We start from the raw sequence: 14,328 nt of genomic DNA, 5'->3' as shown, positions 1-14,328 counted from the left end.
TTTTTTATAACGGGGATAGCTAACCCTGATTTGATATTAATTGGGATACCCACCGATAATCTTTCAACAAAACCTGCCCGGATGGTAGGGGCGGGTTTAGGGATTTAATTAGGATACCTAGGGACAATCTATAAACAAAACCCGCCCTGATCCAATACGATAATTTTTGGACAAATGACCAATGACGAATGACAAATGACAAATAATGCTCCCCACCGCCCGACTTTAAATTTTCCCACCGACTTCAGCGATTTTCCGGCAATGCCGATATAATTTTCTAGTTGAGGAACGCTGCATTTTTGAATGAACTTAGATTGGATTACCCCAGCCAAGCGCCTGAGTGCCTTACCCCCTTATGTGTTTGCTCGTTTGGATGAACTCAAAGCCCGTGCCCGTGAGCAAGGGTTGGATTTAATTGATTTAGGCATGGGGAATCCTGACGGTTCAGCACCTGCACCCGTGATTGAAGCCGCTATCACCGCCCTGAATCATCCGATTAACCACGGCTATCCCCCCTTTGAAGGAACGGCAAATTTTCGCCATGGGATTACCAGTTGGTATCACCGCCGCTATGAAGTGACTCTCGATCCCGATAGCGAAGCCCTACCCCTGTTGGGTTCTAAGGAAGGATTGACTCACCTCGCCCTAGCTTATGTCAATCCTGGGGATTTGGTCTTAGTGCCAAGTCCGGCTTATCCGGCTCATTTCCGAGGTCCCTTGATTGCTGGGGCTGAAATTCATAGTATGATCCTCAAGCCGGAAAATAATTGGCTGATTGATTTAGCAGCTATTCCTGAGGATGTGGCGCAACGGGCAAAGATTCTATATTTTAACTATCCGAATAATCCAACAACAGCGACGGCTCCCCGTGAGTTTTTTGAGGAAATTGTGGCTTTTGCCCGTCGTTACTCAATTCTGTTGGTGCATGATTTATGTTACGCCGAACTCGCATTTGATGGCTATCAACCGACGAGTTTACTAGAAATTCCGGGTGCGAAGGAAATTGGCGTAGAATTTCATACCTTATCAAAAACCTATAATATGGCAGGATGGCGGGTCGGATTTGTTGTCGGGAATCGCCATATTATTCAAGGATTGCGGACGTTAAAAACAAATTTAGATTACGGGATTTTTGCCGTATTACAAACCGCCGCAGAAACGGCATTAGACTTACCTGATAGTTATGTGCATCAGGTGCAAGAACGTTACTGCAAGCGCCGAGATTTTTTGATTCAAGGGTTAGCTGAATTGGGATGGAAGATTCCTAAATCAAAGGCGACAATGTATCTGTGGGTTCCTTGTCCACCGGATCAAAATTCAACGGATTTTGCTTTGGATGTTCTCCAGCAAACGGGTGTGGTGGTGACGCCCGGAAATGCCTTTGGTGTCGGCGGTGAAGGCTATGTGCGGGTAAGCTTGATTGCAGAGTGCGATCGCTTGGCTGAGGTGTTACGGCGTTTGAAGCAAGCCGGGATTCGCTATCAACCCGAAGCCGTAGCCTCTGGAGCAGAGAAAGATCGATGACTGAGAGAGGAGTAGAAGTGCAGGGAGATGAGAGTTAGGGAAGCAGGAGAGCAGATGACAAATGACAAATAATCCAATCAGGTGATATCAATCCATCCTGTTGATGGATGCTGCCAATTGTTCTGCCTTGACAGAATAAAGATAGGATATCCGTCAGGGGGAGGATTGCTACTCATGAAATTAACCCGCCTTTTCATCGCCACAACATTGGTATTTGCGATTGGGCTATGGCATCAACCGGAAAAAGCTGTAGCCGATCAAGAATCTTTAAATTCTGAGCAATTTTCCCAATTTATCCGCGCTTTAACCACTTATCCTGACTTTTTTCAAGAGGGACGAGAACAGTTTGAACGAGAAATTCAGCGGCTCTATCAACGGCAAAATGCTGAACATGAAATGCTGCTGAAAATTAATCTAGATCTAGAGGCACAACGAGAAAGCCTTCAGCAAATCCAGCCCAGGGATTTTCCGAGGGTTCCTCAAAATAGTCATATCTAGGGTCTGCTGAATAAGTGTTGCGGTGAGGGGGAGCTGGGGAAGCAGGGGAAGCTGGGGGTGCAATGGATCGCATCCTACCCGAATCTTAATCAAGAATCTGCTCAATCATCCGATTGGCTTGCGATCCATACCCACCGCCAAAGAGATTAAAGTGATTGATGATATGGTACAAGTTATACAAGGTTTTGCGCTGCTTATACCCCGAATCTAACTGCCATACTTGGTTATACCCCCGATAGAACGCCGCCGGAAAGCCACCAAACAATTCGGTCATGGCAATATCGGCTTCGCGATCGCCCACATACGTCGCCGGATCTAATAGTACAGGTTCCCCTGACGTAGTAACAGCCGCATTCCCTCCCCACAAATCCCCGTGAATCAAAGAGGGTTTAGGTTGATGATCCAACAATTCAGGAACTTTTGCCAATAATTTATCTTGTCCAGGGAAATGTCCGCCGCGACGCCGTGCGAGTTTGAATTGATATCCGAGTCGATGTTCGGCAAAAAACTCTGTCCAATCGTCCATCCAATCGTTAATTTGGGGCGTTGAACCAATGGTGTTGTTTTGATTCCAACCAAATCGCCCGTTTTTCCCTTGCGGTGGAGTCGCCTGATGCATCGCCGCTAGCTGGCGTCCCATTTCTACCCAAGCTTCGTTATTCCCACTGCCAAATTCCAGCCACTCTAGAACAATATAGGCTGAAGTTCCAGCGACACCATAGGCGATGGGTTGCGGCACTCGAATCGTATGGGTATCCAGCATCTGTTGTAACCCCAACGCCTCTGCTTCAAACATACTCACTTGAGAGGCTTGGTTGGTTTTGACAAAATAGGTCGCATTGTCACCAATTAATGCACAACCCTGATTAATACAGCCGCCACTCACCGAACGGCGGTTCACGACTTCAAAGGGTTTGCCTGTGACGCTGCTAATCTGGGCGGCTATCTCTGTCCACATCGTTGACATTGGTAGGTTGGCGGCAGACTTCCAACGTCAGTGTATCAGAAAGGAGGATCGACGTTGAGTCTTTTCTGGAGAGTTCTCTACCCCTGACAAGGCGGGTAAGGGTTCCGGATTTGTGCAGCAAGCCCCAATTATTGGCTATCTTTTGGGCAATAGTCAGAACAATTAGCCGCTTCTTCGGTTAATACAGTACAGGGATTTACAGCACATTTCAGATAGGGATCATTTTTAAAATATTTACAATTTAAACAAGGGACTTGACGTAAGCCTTTGATGGGAGTTAATCGATTCTGGAATGATTTTAATAAATTTGACCGTAATAAAATTAAGACCATCCAAGCCATGACCATAAAGCTCAGGGGGACTAATAGTAAGCCTCCGTTTTCCTCAAACGGGGAACGATTCCCTTCTGCTGAGTTTGTCTGGAACGGATATTGTGAAGGTTGTCCTGTACTGATATGTTGCAGGGGGCTTGAAGATTGATTCAAATACAAATCATCGGCTTGTTGATTCTGCATGTTATCCACCTCAACGTATTTTTTCATGGCATAAATAGTACACGTTTAGTTATTACGCCTTATTTGACAATCAACCGGATATAACAATTTTCCATGATGATCAGGATTGATCAGCCAATTGAATTGGGCAATCAAATCGGCAAGACCCCTAATTCCGCTTCCAGTTAAGTCTAGTATAGTTATAACTCAAAACTTAATCTTAAATTTCTCTCTCAAGTTATATTATCTAGTTCTCTCTCAAGTTGTATAGTCTAGACCTTCTCCACCAGAGTTTACCCCCAGTATAAGCCCATATACCCTGGTTTGTAACCTCCATCCTAGTACAATCAAGGCTCCCTTCAGCATTCCCGCGCAGAAGGCTGTACTGGTTTACGGTGTCTGCTTGTTCGTCTCATCTTAAATTAACATAGACACAAGCCTGTGTCCTGAGTCCATCCCTGTACCGTCACCCTATCTATGACTTTGAACCCCCAAATCCCTTGCCACCCGTTTTTTTAGCGAGCGATCGCAGTCTATCCCGAATGACTTTAGGTTCATCTACGTTATTTTTCAACGCAGTTTTGTAAATTTTTTCTGCCTTGACATAATCGACGGGAAGCGGCAAGTTTTTTGGTTGAAAACAATACATATCTCCCCAACCGATATATCCCCAGGCTGAACGAGGAAATTGATCAACTAAATCTTGAAATAGTTTTTCCCCTTCTTCTATCTTCCCTAAATAAAAATGGGATTCGGCTTCTGCCCGTTTCATATTCACCAGGATTTCCTCCTCTGTTTCCGGAAACCGTTGGCAAAACTCCTGACAATAGGTAATTCGCGGATAATAATAATCGCTATTTTCTAACGCTGCATCGCCTAAATAAAGTTCTAAATCTTGACACCAATTATAAAGCTCAAAGGAGTCATTAAAACCCTTGGCGGCGGCTTCAATTGATTTAACGTCTGGATCACATCGTTGTTTCAGGTGTTCCCAGACTTCTAACCAGATTGTACAGGCTTTGGCTTCGTTATAGTTATATTCGATGAGATCATACCCCTGATCAATTAAGTCATCTAATTGTTCGTTACTCATCCGATCAGGGGCTAATCGTTCCCAGAGAACGATAGCTGCCATCCAAGGAAAGTCTAAGTCCAAATGTTCTGCCGTAATGGTATAGTCTTTTTCCCAGCGGTCAGCAATTTCTATACCCCCGTAAGAATTTTGTACATCTTCCAGGAATTTTTCGGGAGTCATCGGAATGCCAAAATTATTCAACTTTTGGAGAATTTTATCAGTAGAAAATTCTCGGATTTCTTCACAACTCCAATGGTTTTCTCTCATAATATTAATTCAATTTATTTTGTTATGATTGAGTCAATAAAGGCGACTTTTGTTACCATTAAATTGAGCAAAAGATGACCTAAATAAATTGAGTGGATATAGTTTTTGGTTCGTGTCAGCGGGTTGTCCCTACAGCATATCTAAAGGTGATAGACTTCCATGGATGTCAACTTAAACAACGAATGGCTTCTAATAAGCCTCTGGCTTTATTCAGGGTTTCTTCGTATTCTTTTTCTGGGTTAGAGTCAGCCACTAAACCAGCACCCGCTTGCACCGATACTGTATGTGTACCAGAGGGATGGGGACGAACCACCATAGTGCGAATCGCGATCGCACTATTAAGTTGCCCTTCAAAATCATACCAGCCATAGACCCCAGAATAAGCCCCCCGCCGTTCTGGTTCCAATTCGTGGATAATTTCCATCGCCCGAATTTTCGGCGCACCACTCACGGTTCCGGCGGGAAAACAGGCTTTGAGTAACTCCCAAGCTGTTTTGTTCTCAGCCAGTTCTCCCACCACATTACTAACAATGTGCATAACATGGGAATAGCGCTCGATAACCATTAACTCATCAACGGTTACGGTTCCACTGGTACAAACTCGCCCCAAGTCATTACGTCCCAGATCCACCAACATAACGTGTTCGGCAAGTTCCTTGGGATCGTGCAGTAGATCTTGTGCTAAGGCTTCATCTTCTTGCAGTGTTTGACCGCGACGGCGAGTTCCGGCGATGGGACGCAGGGTGGCTTGGAGTTGTCCGGTGGGTAATCGGCTGGCTTTCACCATCACTTCTGGACTTGACCCAATTAATTGCCAATCACCAAAATTAAAATACGCCATATAAGGCGAGGGATTAATCAGACGCAGGGAACGGTATAAAGCAAAGGGATCACCTTGATAGTCAGCCGAAAGCCGTTGGGAGAGAACCACTTGGAAGATATCACCCGCGCGGATATAGTCTTTGGCTTTTTGGACATTGGCACAAAACTGTTCCGTTTGGGTGTTGCTGGTATAGCTTAACGGCTGCGTGTTGGTTCCTGGCGGCGTCCATTCCAAAACCGTATCCTGACTCGATAACGGGAGTTGCAGCTTGTGGACTAATGTCTGGACGCGATCGCAGGCTTGCTGATAAGCCGATTCCAAGTCCCCATTCGCCTCCCGTAAATCCGCGTAAGCGATCGCCCAGATTTTCCGCTTCACCTGATCAAAAATAATCAGGTTATCCACCTGCATCCACAATCCATCCGGCAAATCTTGATCCGAGGGGGAGTAAACCGGGACTCGCGGTTCAATCCAGCGAATCAACTCATACCCCCAAAACCCAAATAATCCACCAATTCCGGGTGGTAATTGGGGCAATTTAACCGGATGATAGGGACTAAGGCAATGGGTTAACGCCTCAAAAGGGTTTCCCTCAAACTCCGTCACCGTACCATTCCGGTGCATCTGCGTCGTGCGATCGCCCCGTGTCACCAACACCCATAACGGATCACACCCCAACAAACTGTAGCGTCCCACATTTTCTCCCCCTTCCACCGATTCCAGGAGAAAACTATAGGGTTGACCCGCACAGACTTTATACCAAGCCGACACCGGAGTTTCTAAATCTGCCACCCACTCTTGGTAAACGGGTACAAAATTACCCTGTTGAGACAGGGTGCAAAATTGAGAAAACTCAGGTAATATCATAGGCTTCAATTGTATGAATGATGAGGAAGATGAGGGAGATGAGATGTAGAGACGTAGCATGCTACGTCTCTACATTCCCCTATTACCAAATTGAAGGTTGAACCGTTCACCGAGATGAACGAACAACCTTCAAACAAATTAACAGACCAGCAACCGATTAACCAGTGCAGCGCCCGTCAGTAACCCGTTAACCCGCTATCCTGAATGAGTATTCAGTTGCCTAATACGGGTCAGCGATTAGACTTCGTAAGTCGCCTTTCCGCTGAACTTGAGGGTAACAGGTTCGGGGTTCTTGCCGATCTTACGGTCAATTTTACCGACAAAGGGACGCCCTTCGTTGACCTTCTCTGGGAAAACGCCATCTGCGGGGTGCAGATACTGGATTTCACCACTGGGATAAATCCGGTAGATCTTATAGTCTTCAATCTTGGGCTTAAATTGCGTCCGCAACTGGGTTCCCAACGCCAGACATTGCTCTTTGCGAGCCAGATACAGCAGGTTTTCCCCTTCATTCATGATTGCTGCACCACCGGTGGGCATTTCAAAGACTTGCTTTTTAGAGCTAGTCCAAGTGATCGCATATTTTTCTTCCACTTGGGCTTTCGTCAGCAAGCCACCGGTGCTACCGCCAAAGAGGGGAGGTTTGCCAGATAGAGTAGGCTGTCCTGCTGCAGCGGGAGCCTCAGGAGGCTGTTCCTGTTCATGTTCCTGCATGTTTTCTTCTTCTGCCATAACTGTCTCTCTCAATCGTGTATAAGAAAATAGGGCATTTAGGGAATGCTATCATTCCGTTCCGCTTTATTTTGTCACTTTGTCAAGAACTGTTACAGTTAGTAATGAATTCTTTGTCATAAGTCTTGAGTAATTGGTGATGAAAACCAGTTCCTACGGGGAATCCAGCGCATTTGAGGAATCTGAGAACAGTTCTGGGTTAACCTCAGAGCAGTACCGCCAGAAAATGCAGCGACGCAAGCAGGTTCAGGAACAACGTCTGGCGCAAGCGTCAAGCGAAAAAGGGTTAATTATTGTAAACACGGGGAATGGCAAGGGGAAGACGACAGCCGCCCTAGGGATGGTTTTGCGATCGCTCGGTCATGGGTATCGGGTGGCGATCGTTCAGTTCATCAAGGGCGCTTGGGAACCCGCAGAGAAGGCGGCATTTGCGCCATGGACAGCCGCCGCCAATGGGGAGACACCTCAATTGGAGTTTCATGCGATGGGTGAGGGGTTTACCTGGGAAACCCAAGATCGGGAACGAGATATCAGCAAAGCCGAAGCCGCCTGGGAAAAAGCGCTGGAGTTTATCCGCAACCCAGAGTTTCGGTTGGTGCTATTGGATGAAGTGAATGTGGCGTTAAAACTGGGATATTTAAGCGTTGAGCAGGTATTGGCAGGGTTAGCAGAAAAGCCCGCCATGTCTCACGTTATTTTAACCGGGCGAGGCGCACCGAAACCCTTAATTGAACAGGCAGATTTAGTCACCGAAATGACACTGGTGAAGCATCCGCTGCGGGAGCAAAATGTTAAGGCGCAACCGGGAATCGAATTTTGATGGATTGGCTTACGCCCGGTTTAACCGTAACAATCTCGTTCCCAATTGTAGGGTGCGTTAGCGAAGCGTAACGCACCTTTACTTAGGGCTTGCTGCACTGTTCCCTGTTCCCTGTTCCCTCCCCTCACCACTTATTCAGCAGACCCTACTTAAGCTTATCGGTTGGGTTGCCTAACTGAATAAAAGGCTAAGGTTCCCTTACTACAAACTACAAACCCAATTTAAGCAGTCACTTTTTGCTTAGACCACACGCCATTTTCATCTTCTTCATACTGCTGATGAATGGTTTCCCACGCCGCTTGTTCTGCTTGGATTGGGTCTTGATTCTCATCGTAAACGCTATTGTAGCGCTCGATAAAGGTTTTCTGAGCCGCTTCAGACAGATGCGATCGCACTTCGGGAGATAAATCGCTGGGATCACTGCATTTACCGGGACAGGGGCGAGGTAGGGTCATATCGCTGGTATGGATTTCTTCCCCACCTGCATTTTGCATTAAGAGTTGGTATTCGCCAGATTTTCCGGCGGGAACTTCTACCATCACCAGAAATTCACCCGCTTGCAGTCGGGTTTGGTAAATCGCCGCTTTCTCTTCTGACATTCCTAACGCCGCCAGAACCGAGACTAAACCTGCACCAGCACCACCCGCTAGCGCACCACTGGCTGCGCCTAATAGTACAGCACTCAGGGGACCGGCTGACACCACAGGACCAACAAAGGGAATGAATAAAACACCCACCCCGGTTAACAGACTTAAGAAGGAACCAAATAACGATCCAAAAATTGCCCCGGTTCTGAGTCCGCCTAAAATAACATCTTTTTTACTGATAAATCCAGCAATTCGGCTTTGAGATTGAAAATTCTTACCCATCACCGAGATATGATCTGAGGGAACGTCGCGATCGACTAGGCGTCGGACTACGGTATCGACTTGATCTTGTTCCTTAAATACCGCAGAAATCGTGCGTTCGGCTCTATAATCATCAGCCATGTAAACCCTCCATAAGTGTCTTCGTGATTGGCTTTGCTAAACTACAAGGTTAGGGAATCTACCCCGCCTCTTTCATCGCTCTTAGGGTGGATCATGACAGAAGGAAATCCACGGCGATTAAAATCGTTACTACACAAACCAAGTGCGCTTAGGCGGACTGAATTATAACGGGGATAGGGAACCCGGATTTAGTATTAAGCTGAGGTGCATTTAAATTAGGTATTAAGTAGGTTGGTGGAAATAAACTCAACTATATTAAGTTATGTAAGACATCTTCAAACCCTCTTCCCTTCTGCCTTCTGCCTTCTGCCCTCTGCCTTGCCTCAACCACAAATATTCATGCCACCCTACTTACCCGTTCCTTATTCCCTGTTCCCTGTTCCCTTGAATAAAATTGCTGAATTCATTTCACCTTAAATTAATCGCCTGTCTGCTGATGCTAATCGATCATGTGGGACGGGTATTTTTCCCAGAAGCAACGATTATGGTTGCGCTCGGACGGTTGAGCTTTCCCCTGTTTGCTTGGCTAGCGGCACAAGGGGAAAACTATACATCTAATATTTGGAACTATGTCTTTAGGCTAATCCTACTGGGAGTTATTTCACAACCGATTTATTCTCATGTTTATTCCTTAATTTTCTCAGCAACGCCTCCCCTGAATATTTTGTTCGTGCTGGCGGCTGGCGTAACGATGATTCGGCTCTCGAAACAGGTTAATAATGGTTTGCTGAAGGGGGCGATCGTTTTATTGTTTACCACGATTGCCATAGTCGCTCGTTTCGAGGCAGGATTTTTTACATTGCCACTCGTCTATATAATGTCAAAGTTTCATCCCGGACAGTTTCATTTTAAATGGTGGGTGGTTTATATAGTACCGCATATCCTTTATGTCGCCCTTGGGGGAAGTTTTGTTGAATTGGCTGGCATTATTGCGCCCGTATTTATTTACCTCCATAATGGGGAAGCAGGAATAAAAACGCGATGGTTTTACTTGTTTTATCCGGTTCATCTGGGCGTGATAGCTGGGATTAAATGGTTTTTAACGATGTATTGAATTGATTAAGACGAAGGATGGATTTTGTCACACCTGTAGGGGCGGGTTTAGGAACTAACACGACTTGTCACCCATAATTGAACAACAAAACCCGCCCTCCTTTGTGCAAGCGGGTCGCCCCTACGGTTTATGGATGAAATTTTAATCCATAAAATTAGATGTGCCATGTCCCTACCGGGGCTAAATTTACGCCTCAAAATTAATTTCCGTTCCCGTATATTCCGGAACCCACCCTTCTGTTGTGGTGAAATAACGCACCGCTTTCACCCGTCGAGATAGCGTTAAATGAAACCAATGTTCCGTATTCGCTGGGACATTAATATATTCTTCTGGCTGCACGGTTAATTCCACCTGAGAACCATCGGGACGCACAAAACCAAACACCCCTTCACCCGCGACAATGTAGCGCACTTCATCATCAGTGTGGTAGTGACAACGGTCAAATTTAGATAGCATTGTGTCCAGATTGGGGACATCGGGATGCAGCACAATTAAATCGCGAGACTGATAACCTGCGGTTTGTTTCAGGTGTTCAAAATAGTTATCCAGCGCTTGCAGAATTTGTTCCTTTTCTTCATCGGTTAAAGAATCTTGCGCCAACAAGCGGCGAATCTCTGGATTATCGCCAACTGACCAATGATTGAGTTTCACATTCAGGGCGGCTAATTCCTGGGTAATGTCGTTGAGTTGGGTGTAGGTTGTTCCGTCTTGGAGTTGTAAGATTGCCATAGCGTGGTTCTCCTTTGGGGTTCGTTCGTAGTCGGGGCTTTAGCCCCTGATCCGATGATTTTTCTGTGCCTAAAGCTAATCTATCGTTCGTAGTCGGGGCTTTAGCCCCTGATCCGATGATTTTTCTGTGCCTAAAGCTAATCTATCAAATTCGGTGTACCACAGGACTAGAAGCAGAGCAACTCTTTGATCACTGAAGCACTGATAACGTTAATTTCTGTCCTCTTGAATCAACGCTTGAAATCGTGGATCTTGACGAAGGTTATCCAATTCAGAATCCGTTTTTGCCATATCTCGGTATTTTTCAAGATTCAGCGTGATGGCTTGTTGCAGGTTGTCTAAGGCTAGATCAATTTGGTTTTGCAACGCCAAATAGCAAGCTTTGTTGTAAAATGCATTATCGTAATCCGGTTTAATTTCTAGGGCTTTATTACAGGAAATAATTGCTTCTTCTATTCGTCCTAACTTATACAGAACAAAACCTCGGTTATCCCAGGCTTGATAGTCATCAGGTTTAAATTGTAAGGCTTTATCGTAGCTAGCGATCGCTTCTTTTGTTCGTCCTAACTTTCTCAAAGCAATACCCCGACTGTTCAAGGCATCAGGGTAATCAGGTTTAAATTGTAAGGCTTTATCGTAGCTAGCGATCGCTTCCTCTAATTGTCCTAAATTAAATAGGGCAATACCCCGGTTGTTCCAAGCATCATCTTTATCAGGTTTAAATTGTAAGGCTTTATCGTAGCTAGCGATCGCTTCTTCAAATTTTCCTAGCTCAAACAGGGCATTACCCCGGTTGTTCCAGGCTTGATACAAATCAGGTTTAAATTGTAAGGCTTTATCGTAGCTAGCGATCGCTTCCTCTAATCTTCCTAACTTTCTTAGGGCAATACCCCGGTTGTACCAGGCAGCGTGAGAATCGGGGGCAATATCTAACGCTTTTTCCCAGCAAACAATTGCGTCTACCAAATCCCCAGCCATAGCTTTCTGATATCCTTGGTTCCACCAAAACTCATCTTCCCCTTGAGATAATTCGGCTAAAGCCAACTCACCTCGAGTCTCTAATTTAAACAAGCCAGAACGCCAATCATAGAAGTCGGGTGCGCGGCGGTTGAAATAGGTGAGGGCAAATTTGGGCAGGAGAAAGACAAAACAGATATTAAAATGGTCGCGAAATGATTCTCGTTGTAGGTTCAGATGTCCGAATAAACGCGGCACATAAAACAATGAATAGTTGCGACGTTCTGTATTATCTTTAATTGTCTTTTCATAGTCATAAATCGAATGCTCTAACCCTTGAACAAATAAGATATCGATACTATCCAGATTTGGTAACGCGGCGATTTCGGTATAGAGATTCTCAATCGGTTCGGTAAGACGTAAAACCTCGATTCTTTTTTGCGGTAAATCCTGCTTGATATCCTTAATTAATTTCTCGGCGGTGGCGGGAGTACAATCAACAAACAGCAAACCAAACCCTTCTGTCCAACTCAAAGAACGCCGCAGGGCTTCATATTCGTCCTCGGCGTCGCCCTTGTCGTCTTCATCCCATTCGGTCAAGTTTCGGATCATTGCTGTGATGCTGATATATTCTGTTCAGATACCGTAGGGGCGCACCGACGTGCGCCCTAATACTGACGTGCGCCCGGTTTAATTGTCAAATTTATGCCACTATTTTACCAAAATATCAGGTGGGCAATGCCCACCCTACTGGCTACGGTGTTTTTAGGCGATAACCTATCCAGCTTTATCTTCTGTTCCGTTCAAATGAATCCAGAACTTATATCGGTGGGTTAGGTTGGATAGTTCATTATAAGGATTATCAACCCAATTAGATTCCGCCTAACCCACCCTACTCGCTAATTGTTGTGTCCCAAAAATAGTTTTGAGTAATTTCATGGTTTCCCTTTTTCTTGTTCCCCCGTGCAAAAAAAAGCGAAGCATCCTTTGGTCTCCCCCTTTTGAAGGGGGACGGAAGGGGGATCTAAAAGGGGGACGGAAGGGGGATCGGGGGGCTAGGGTTGCAACGTTAAGTTAACATAAATGAATGCCTGCTCTGCGATACGATGATAGGCTAAAGTTCCCTTACTACGAACTACGAATTACGAACTACAACAGTTGATTCAATGCGGATTGAAAACGCTCAATCCCATAAATTAGGGGATGCACATCATGCCAAACTCTAATCTCTCCTCCTTCATCTAAATATCGATACTCTAAAATACAGCGATTAAATAACAGTTTGCGATATTCATCTTGATTCGGCATCTGTTTGGTTTTGGCAACCTGTGCCAACATCATCCATTCCGGTTCATTCACCGCTGTGCGATAGGTTTCCCGTAACTCAGTAATTGCCCGACGCACGGCTTTCTTGGCAATAGGTAAACGAGGACTGCGCTGTAAACTGGTTTTCATTAATAGCATTAAGTTTCGCACATGACCGCCACTAATTAAACAGAGTTGTTCGACGGTATTGGTATCCTCAAATACTTGTTCCAGGGTTAAATCCGGCACACTATGACGAATGCGTTTATCAATTAATTCCTTTAACTTGTCAATCCCTTTGATATAGGGTTCACCTGTGGGTTGGCGTACCATGATCATCGGCAAAACTTGTGCTTTACTGTACCGATCTTCTAACACAGTTCCGCGATCTGAATACACCATAGAAATCGGTACAGTATAAATGGTATGACAATTTAATTTACTCAGTTGCTCACAACGGTCAATGAAAATCTCATCATGATTACTGCGTTTCCCGTTGGCTTCATAAATCGGCACAATCCGATCTAAGTTATCGGCAATTACGACTAATTCGGAACAGCCCCAGGGTAAATTGTGCTTGGCATCAGTGATAAACTCATTTAATGCTTCTATCAAGGAGACAGTATTCGCATCCACCTGTTCTCGAATCTTTTGCCGGGTACTGGGAACCGCTCTTAAATTGGCGGTTAATTTGGCAAATTGTAACATCTGAGATTCCAGATTCAAACTCTCAAATGTCACCTCAGTTAGCGCCAACTCTTTCAACGAACCCCAGCGATATTTCAGCCAATTTAATAACGGGTCAGGTTTAGCATTATCTTTCAACGCTTCTAATAACCGCCGCGTACACGCCAATAATATATCCGTATATTGGGCATCTTCTGGATCAATATCCTCATCATCAGCAGCAAAGTACACCACATAATATTTCTGCTGTTCCAAGTCCGCTTTAAGGCGCAGCAATTCTGTTGATTTTCCTGCCCCCCGATGTCCGGCATAGAGATTACAGGTGACTCTATCTGATAATAAAATCGATCGCCCTAATTCAATTAAAATATCACAATCGCCCCGCACTTCTTCACAATCCACATAAGTTGGATCACCAGGAGGTAAGGGGCGAAAGGGGTCAAAGGCATTAAAAATTCGTTTTAATATCTGGAAATCGTTCATGGTTTGTCATTTGTCTTATGTCATTGATGCCGTTTGTTTAACCTAAGACGAATGCCA

At 45.2% G+C, this 14,328-nt stretch carries 14 protein-coding genes; 5 read left to right on the top strand and 9 right to left on the bottom strand.

From position 1 onward, the window contains the following. Positions 1-303: 303 nt before the first annotated feature. Positions 304-1,524 (top strand): aspartate aminotransferase, encoded by a 1,221-nt coding sequence (locus RIE73_RS09020; protein ID WP_446400876.1) that lies wholly within the window; start codon positions 304-306, stop codon positions 1,522-1,524. A gap of 174 nt (positions 1,525-1,698) precedes the next feature. Then, a complete protein-coding gene (locus RIE73_RS09015; protein WP_446400875.1) occupies positions 1,699-2,022 on the top strand; it encodes a hypothetical protein in 324 nt (107 codons plus the stop codon). Between the two features lie 85 nt (positions 2,023-2,107). On the opposite strand, the gene RIE73_RS09010 is transcribed toward RIE73_RS09015, so the two are convergent. The 5 genes from RIE73_RS09010 to psaD all read right to left on the bottom strand — a co-directional run bounded on the left by RIE73_RS09010 (position 2,108) and on the right by psaD (position 7,229). Continuing rightward, on the bottom strand, positions 2,108-2,980 hold the full coding sequence (locus tag RIE73_RS09010; RefSeq protein ID WP_446400936.1) for a fructosamine kinase family protein: 873 nt from the start codon (positions 2,978-2,980) through the stop codon (positions 2,108-2,110). Positions 2,981-3,117: 137 nt separating this feature from the next. Continuing rightward, positions 3,118-3,504 (bottom strand): hypothetical protein, encoded by a 387-nt coding sequence (locus RIE73_RS09005; protein ID WP_446400874.1) that lies wholly within the window; start codon positions 3,502-3,504, stop codon positions 3,118-3,120. 454 nt (positions 3,505-3,958) lie between these two features. After that, positions 3,959-4,825: an SEC-C metal-binding domain-containing protein gene (locus tag RIE73_RS09000; RefSeq protein WP_446400873.1), complete on the bottom strand. Its 867-nt coding sequence runs from the start codon at positions 4,823-4,825 to the stop codon at positions 3,959-3,961. A gap of 166 nt (positions 4,826-4,991) precedes the next feature. After that, a complete protein-coding gene (gene trpE, locus RIE73_RS08995) occupies positions 4,992-6,515 on the bottom strand; it encodes an anthranilate synthase component I (RefSeq protein ID WP_446400872.1) in 1,524 nt (507 codons plus the stop codon). A gap of 237 nt (positions 6,516-6,752) precedes the next feature. Further along, on the bottom strand, positions 6,753-7,229 hold the full coding sequence (psaD, locus tag RIE73_RS08990; protein WP_446400935.1) for a photosystem I reaction center subunit II: 477 nt from the start codon (positions 7,227-7,229) through the stop codon (positions 6,753-6,755). A gap of 157 nt (positions 7,230-7,386) precedes the next feature. Here psaD and cobO point away from each other — a divergent pair, with 157 nt between their 5' ends. Next, positions 7,387-8,067 carry a cob(I)yrinic acid a,c-diamide adenosyltransferase gene (cobO, locus tag RIE73_RS08985; protein WP_446400871.1) on the top strand — a complete coding sequence of 227 codons (681 nt, stop codon included), beginning with the start codon at positions 7,387-7,389 and terminating at the stop codon, positions 8,065-8,067. 221 nt (positions 8,068-8,288) lie between these two features. On the opposite strand, the gene RIE73_RS08980 is transcribed toward cobO, so the two are convergent. Continuing rightward, entirely contained in the window at positions 8,289-9,056 is a 768-nt protein-coding gene (locus RIE73_RS08980; RefSeq protein WP_446388550.1) for a ChaB family protein, read from the bottom strand. Between the two features lie 394 nt (positions 9,057-9,450). Between RIE73_RS08980 and RIE73_RS08975 the strand changes: the two genes are divergently transcribed. Beyond that, a complete protein-coding gene (locus RIE73_RS08975) occupies positions 9,451-10,110 on the top strand; it encodes a TraX family protein (RefSeq protein ID WP_446400870.1) in 660 nt (219 codons plus the stop codon). Between the two features lie 186 nt (positions 10,111-10,296). Here RIE73_RS08975 and RIE73_RS08970 read toward each other — a convergent pair whose 3' ends face one another. After that, the gene (locus RIE73_RS08970) at positions 10,297-10,839 is read right to left on the bottom strand and encodes a 1,2-dihydroxy-3-keto-5-methylthiopentene dioxygenase (protein ID WP_446400869.1); all 543 of its coding nucleotides are present in this window, start codon (positions 10,837-10,839) and stop codon (positions 10,297-10,299) included. Between the two features lie 210 nt (positions 10,840-11,049). Further along, complete coding sequence (locus RIE73_RS08965; protein WP_446400868.1) at positions 11,050-12,408, bottom strand: tetratricopeptide repeat protein; 1,359 nt, start codon at positions 12,406-12,408, stop codon at positions 11,050-11,052. 93 nt (positions 12,409-12,501) lie between these two features. Here RIE73_RS08965 and RIE73_RS08960 point away from each other — a divergent pair, with 93 nt between their 5' ends. Beyond that, positions 12,502-12,633: a hypothetical protein gene (locus RIE73_RS08960; RefSeq protein ID WP_446400867.1), complete on the top strand. Its 132-nt coding sequence runs from the start codon at positions 12,502-12,504 to the stop codon at positions 12,631-12,633. Positions 12,634-12,945: 312 nt separating this feature from the next. Here RIE73_RS08960 and RIE73_RS08955 read toward each other — a convergent pair whose 3' ends face one another. Beyond that, a complete protein-coding gene (locus RIE73_RS08955; protein WP_446400866.1) occupies positions 12,946-14,271 on the bottom strand; it encodes an ATP-binding protein in 1,326 nt (441 codons plus the stop codon). Positions 14,272-14,328 lie beyond the last annotated feature (57 nt).

It is taken from the genome of Coleofasciculus sp. C1-SOL-03, assembly GCF_040220555.1.
GTDB lineage: Bacteria > Cyanobacteriota > Cyanobacteriia > Cyanobacteriales > Coleofasciculaceae > Coleofasciculus.
This window is presented reverse-complemented; position numbering and strand designations above follow the sequence as displayed.

Coding starts and splice junctions, on each gene's coding strand:
- RIE73_RS09000 (WP_446400873.1), bottom strand. CDS start 4,825: ATGAGAGAAAACCATTGGAGTTGTGAAGAAATCCGAGAATTTTCTACT.
- psaD (WP_446400935.1), bottom strand. CDS start 7,229: ATGCAGGAACATGAACAGGAACAGCCTCCTGAGGCTCCCGCTGCAGCA.
- trpE (WP_446400872.1), bottom strand. CDS start 6,515: ATGATATTACCTGAGTTTTCTCAATTTTGCACCCTGTCTCAACAGGGT.
- RIE73_RS09010 (WP_446400936.1), bottom strand. CDS start 2,980: ATGTGGACAGAGATAGCCGCCCAGATTAGCAGCGTCACAGGCAAACCC.
- RIE73_RS08970 (WP_446400869.1), bottom strand. CDS start 10,839: ATGGCAATCTTACAACTCCAAGACGGAACAACCTACACCCAACTCAAC.
- RIE73_RS08980 (WP_446388550.1), bottom strand. CDS start 9,056: ATGGCTGATGATTATAGAGCCGAACGCACGATTTCTGCGGTATTTAAG.
- cobO (WP_446400871.1), top strand. CDS start 7,387: ATGAAAACCAGTTCCTACGGGGAATCCAGCGCATTTGAGGAATCTGAG.
- RIE73_RS09015 (WP_446400875.1), top strand. CDS start 1,699: ATGAAATTAACCCGCCTTTTCATCGCCACAACATTGGTATTTGCGATT.
- RIE73_RS09005 (WP_446400874.1), bottom strand. CDS start 3,504: ATGCAGAATCAACAAGCCGATGATTTGTATTTGAATCAATCTTCAAGC.
- RIE73_RS08965 (WP_446400868.1), bottom strand. CDS start 12,408: ATGATCCGAAACTTGACCGAATGGGATGAAGACGACAAGGGCGACGCC.
- RIE73_RS08955 (WP_446400866.1), bottom strand. CDS start 14,271: ATGAACGATTTCCAGATATTAAAACGAATTTTTAATGCCTTTGACCCC.
- RIE73_RS09020 (WP_446400876.1), top strand. CDS start 304: ATGAACTTAGATTGGATTACCCCAGCCAAGCGCCTGAGTGCCTTACCC.
- RIE73_RS08960 (WP_446400867.1), top strand. CDS start 12,502: ATGCCACTATTTTACCAAAATATCAGGTGGGCAATGCCCACCCTACTG.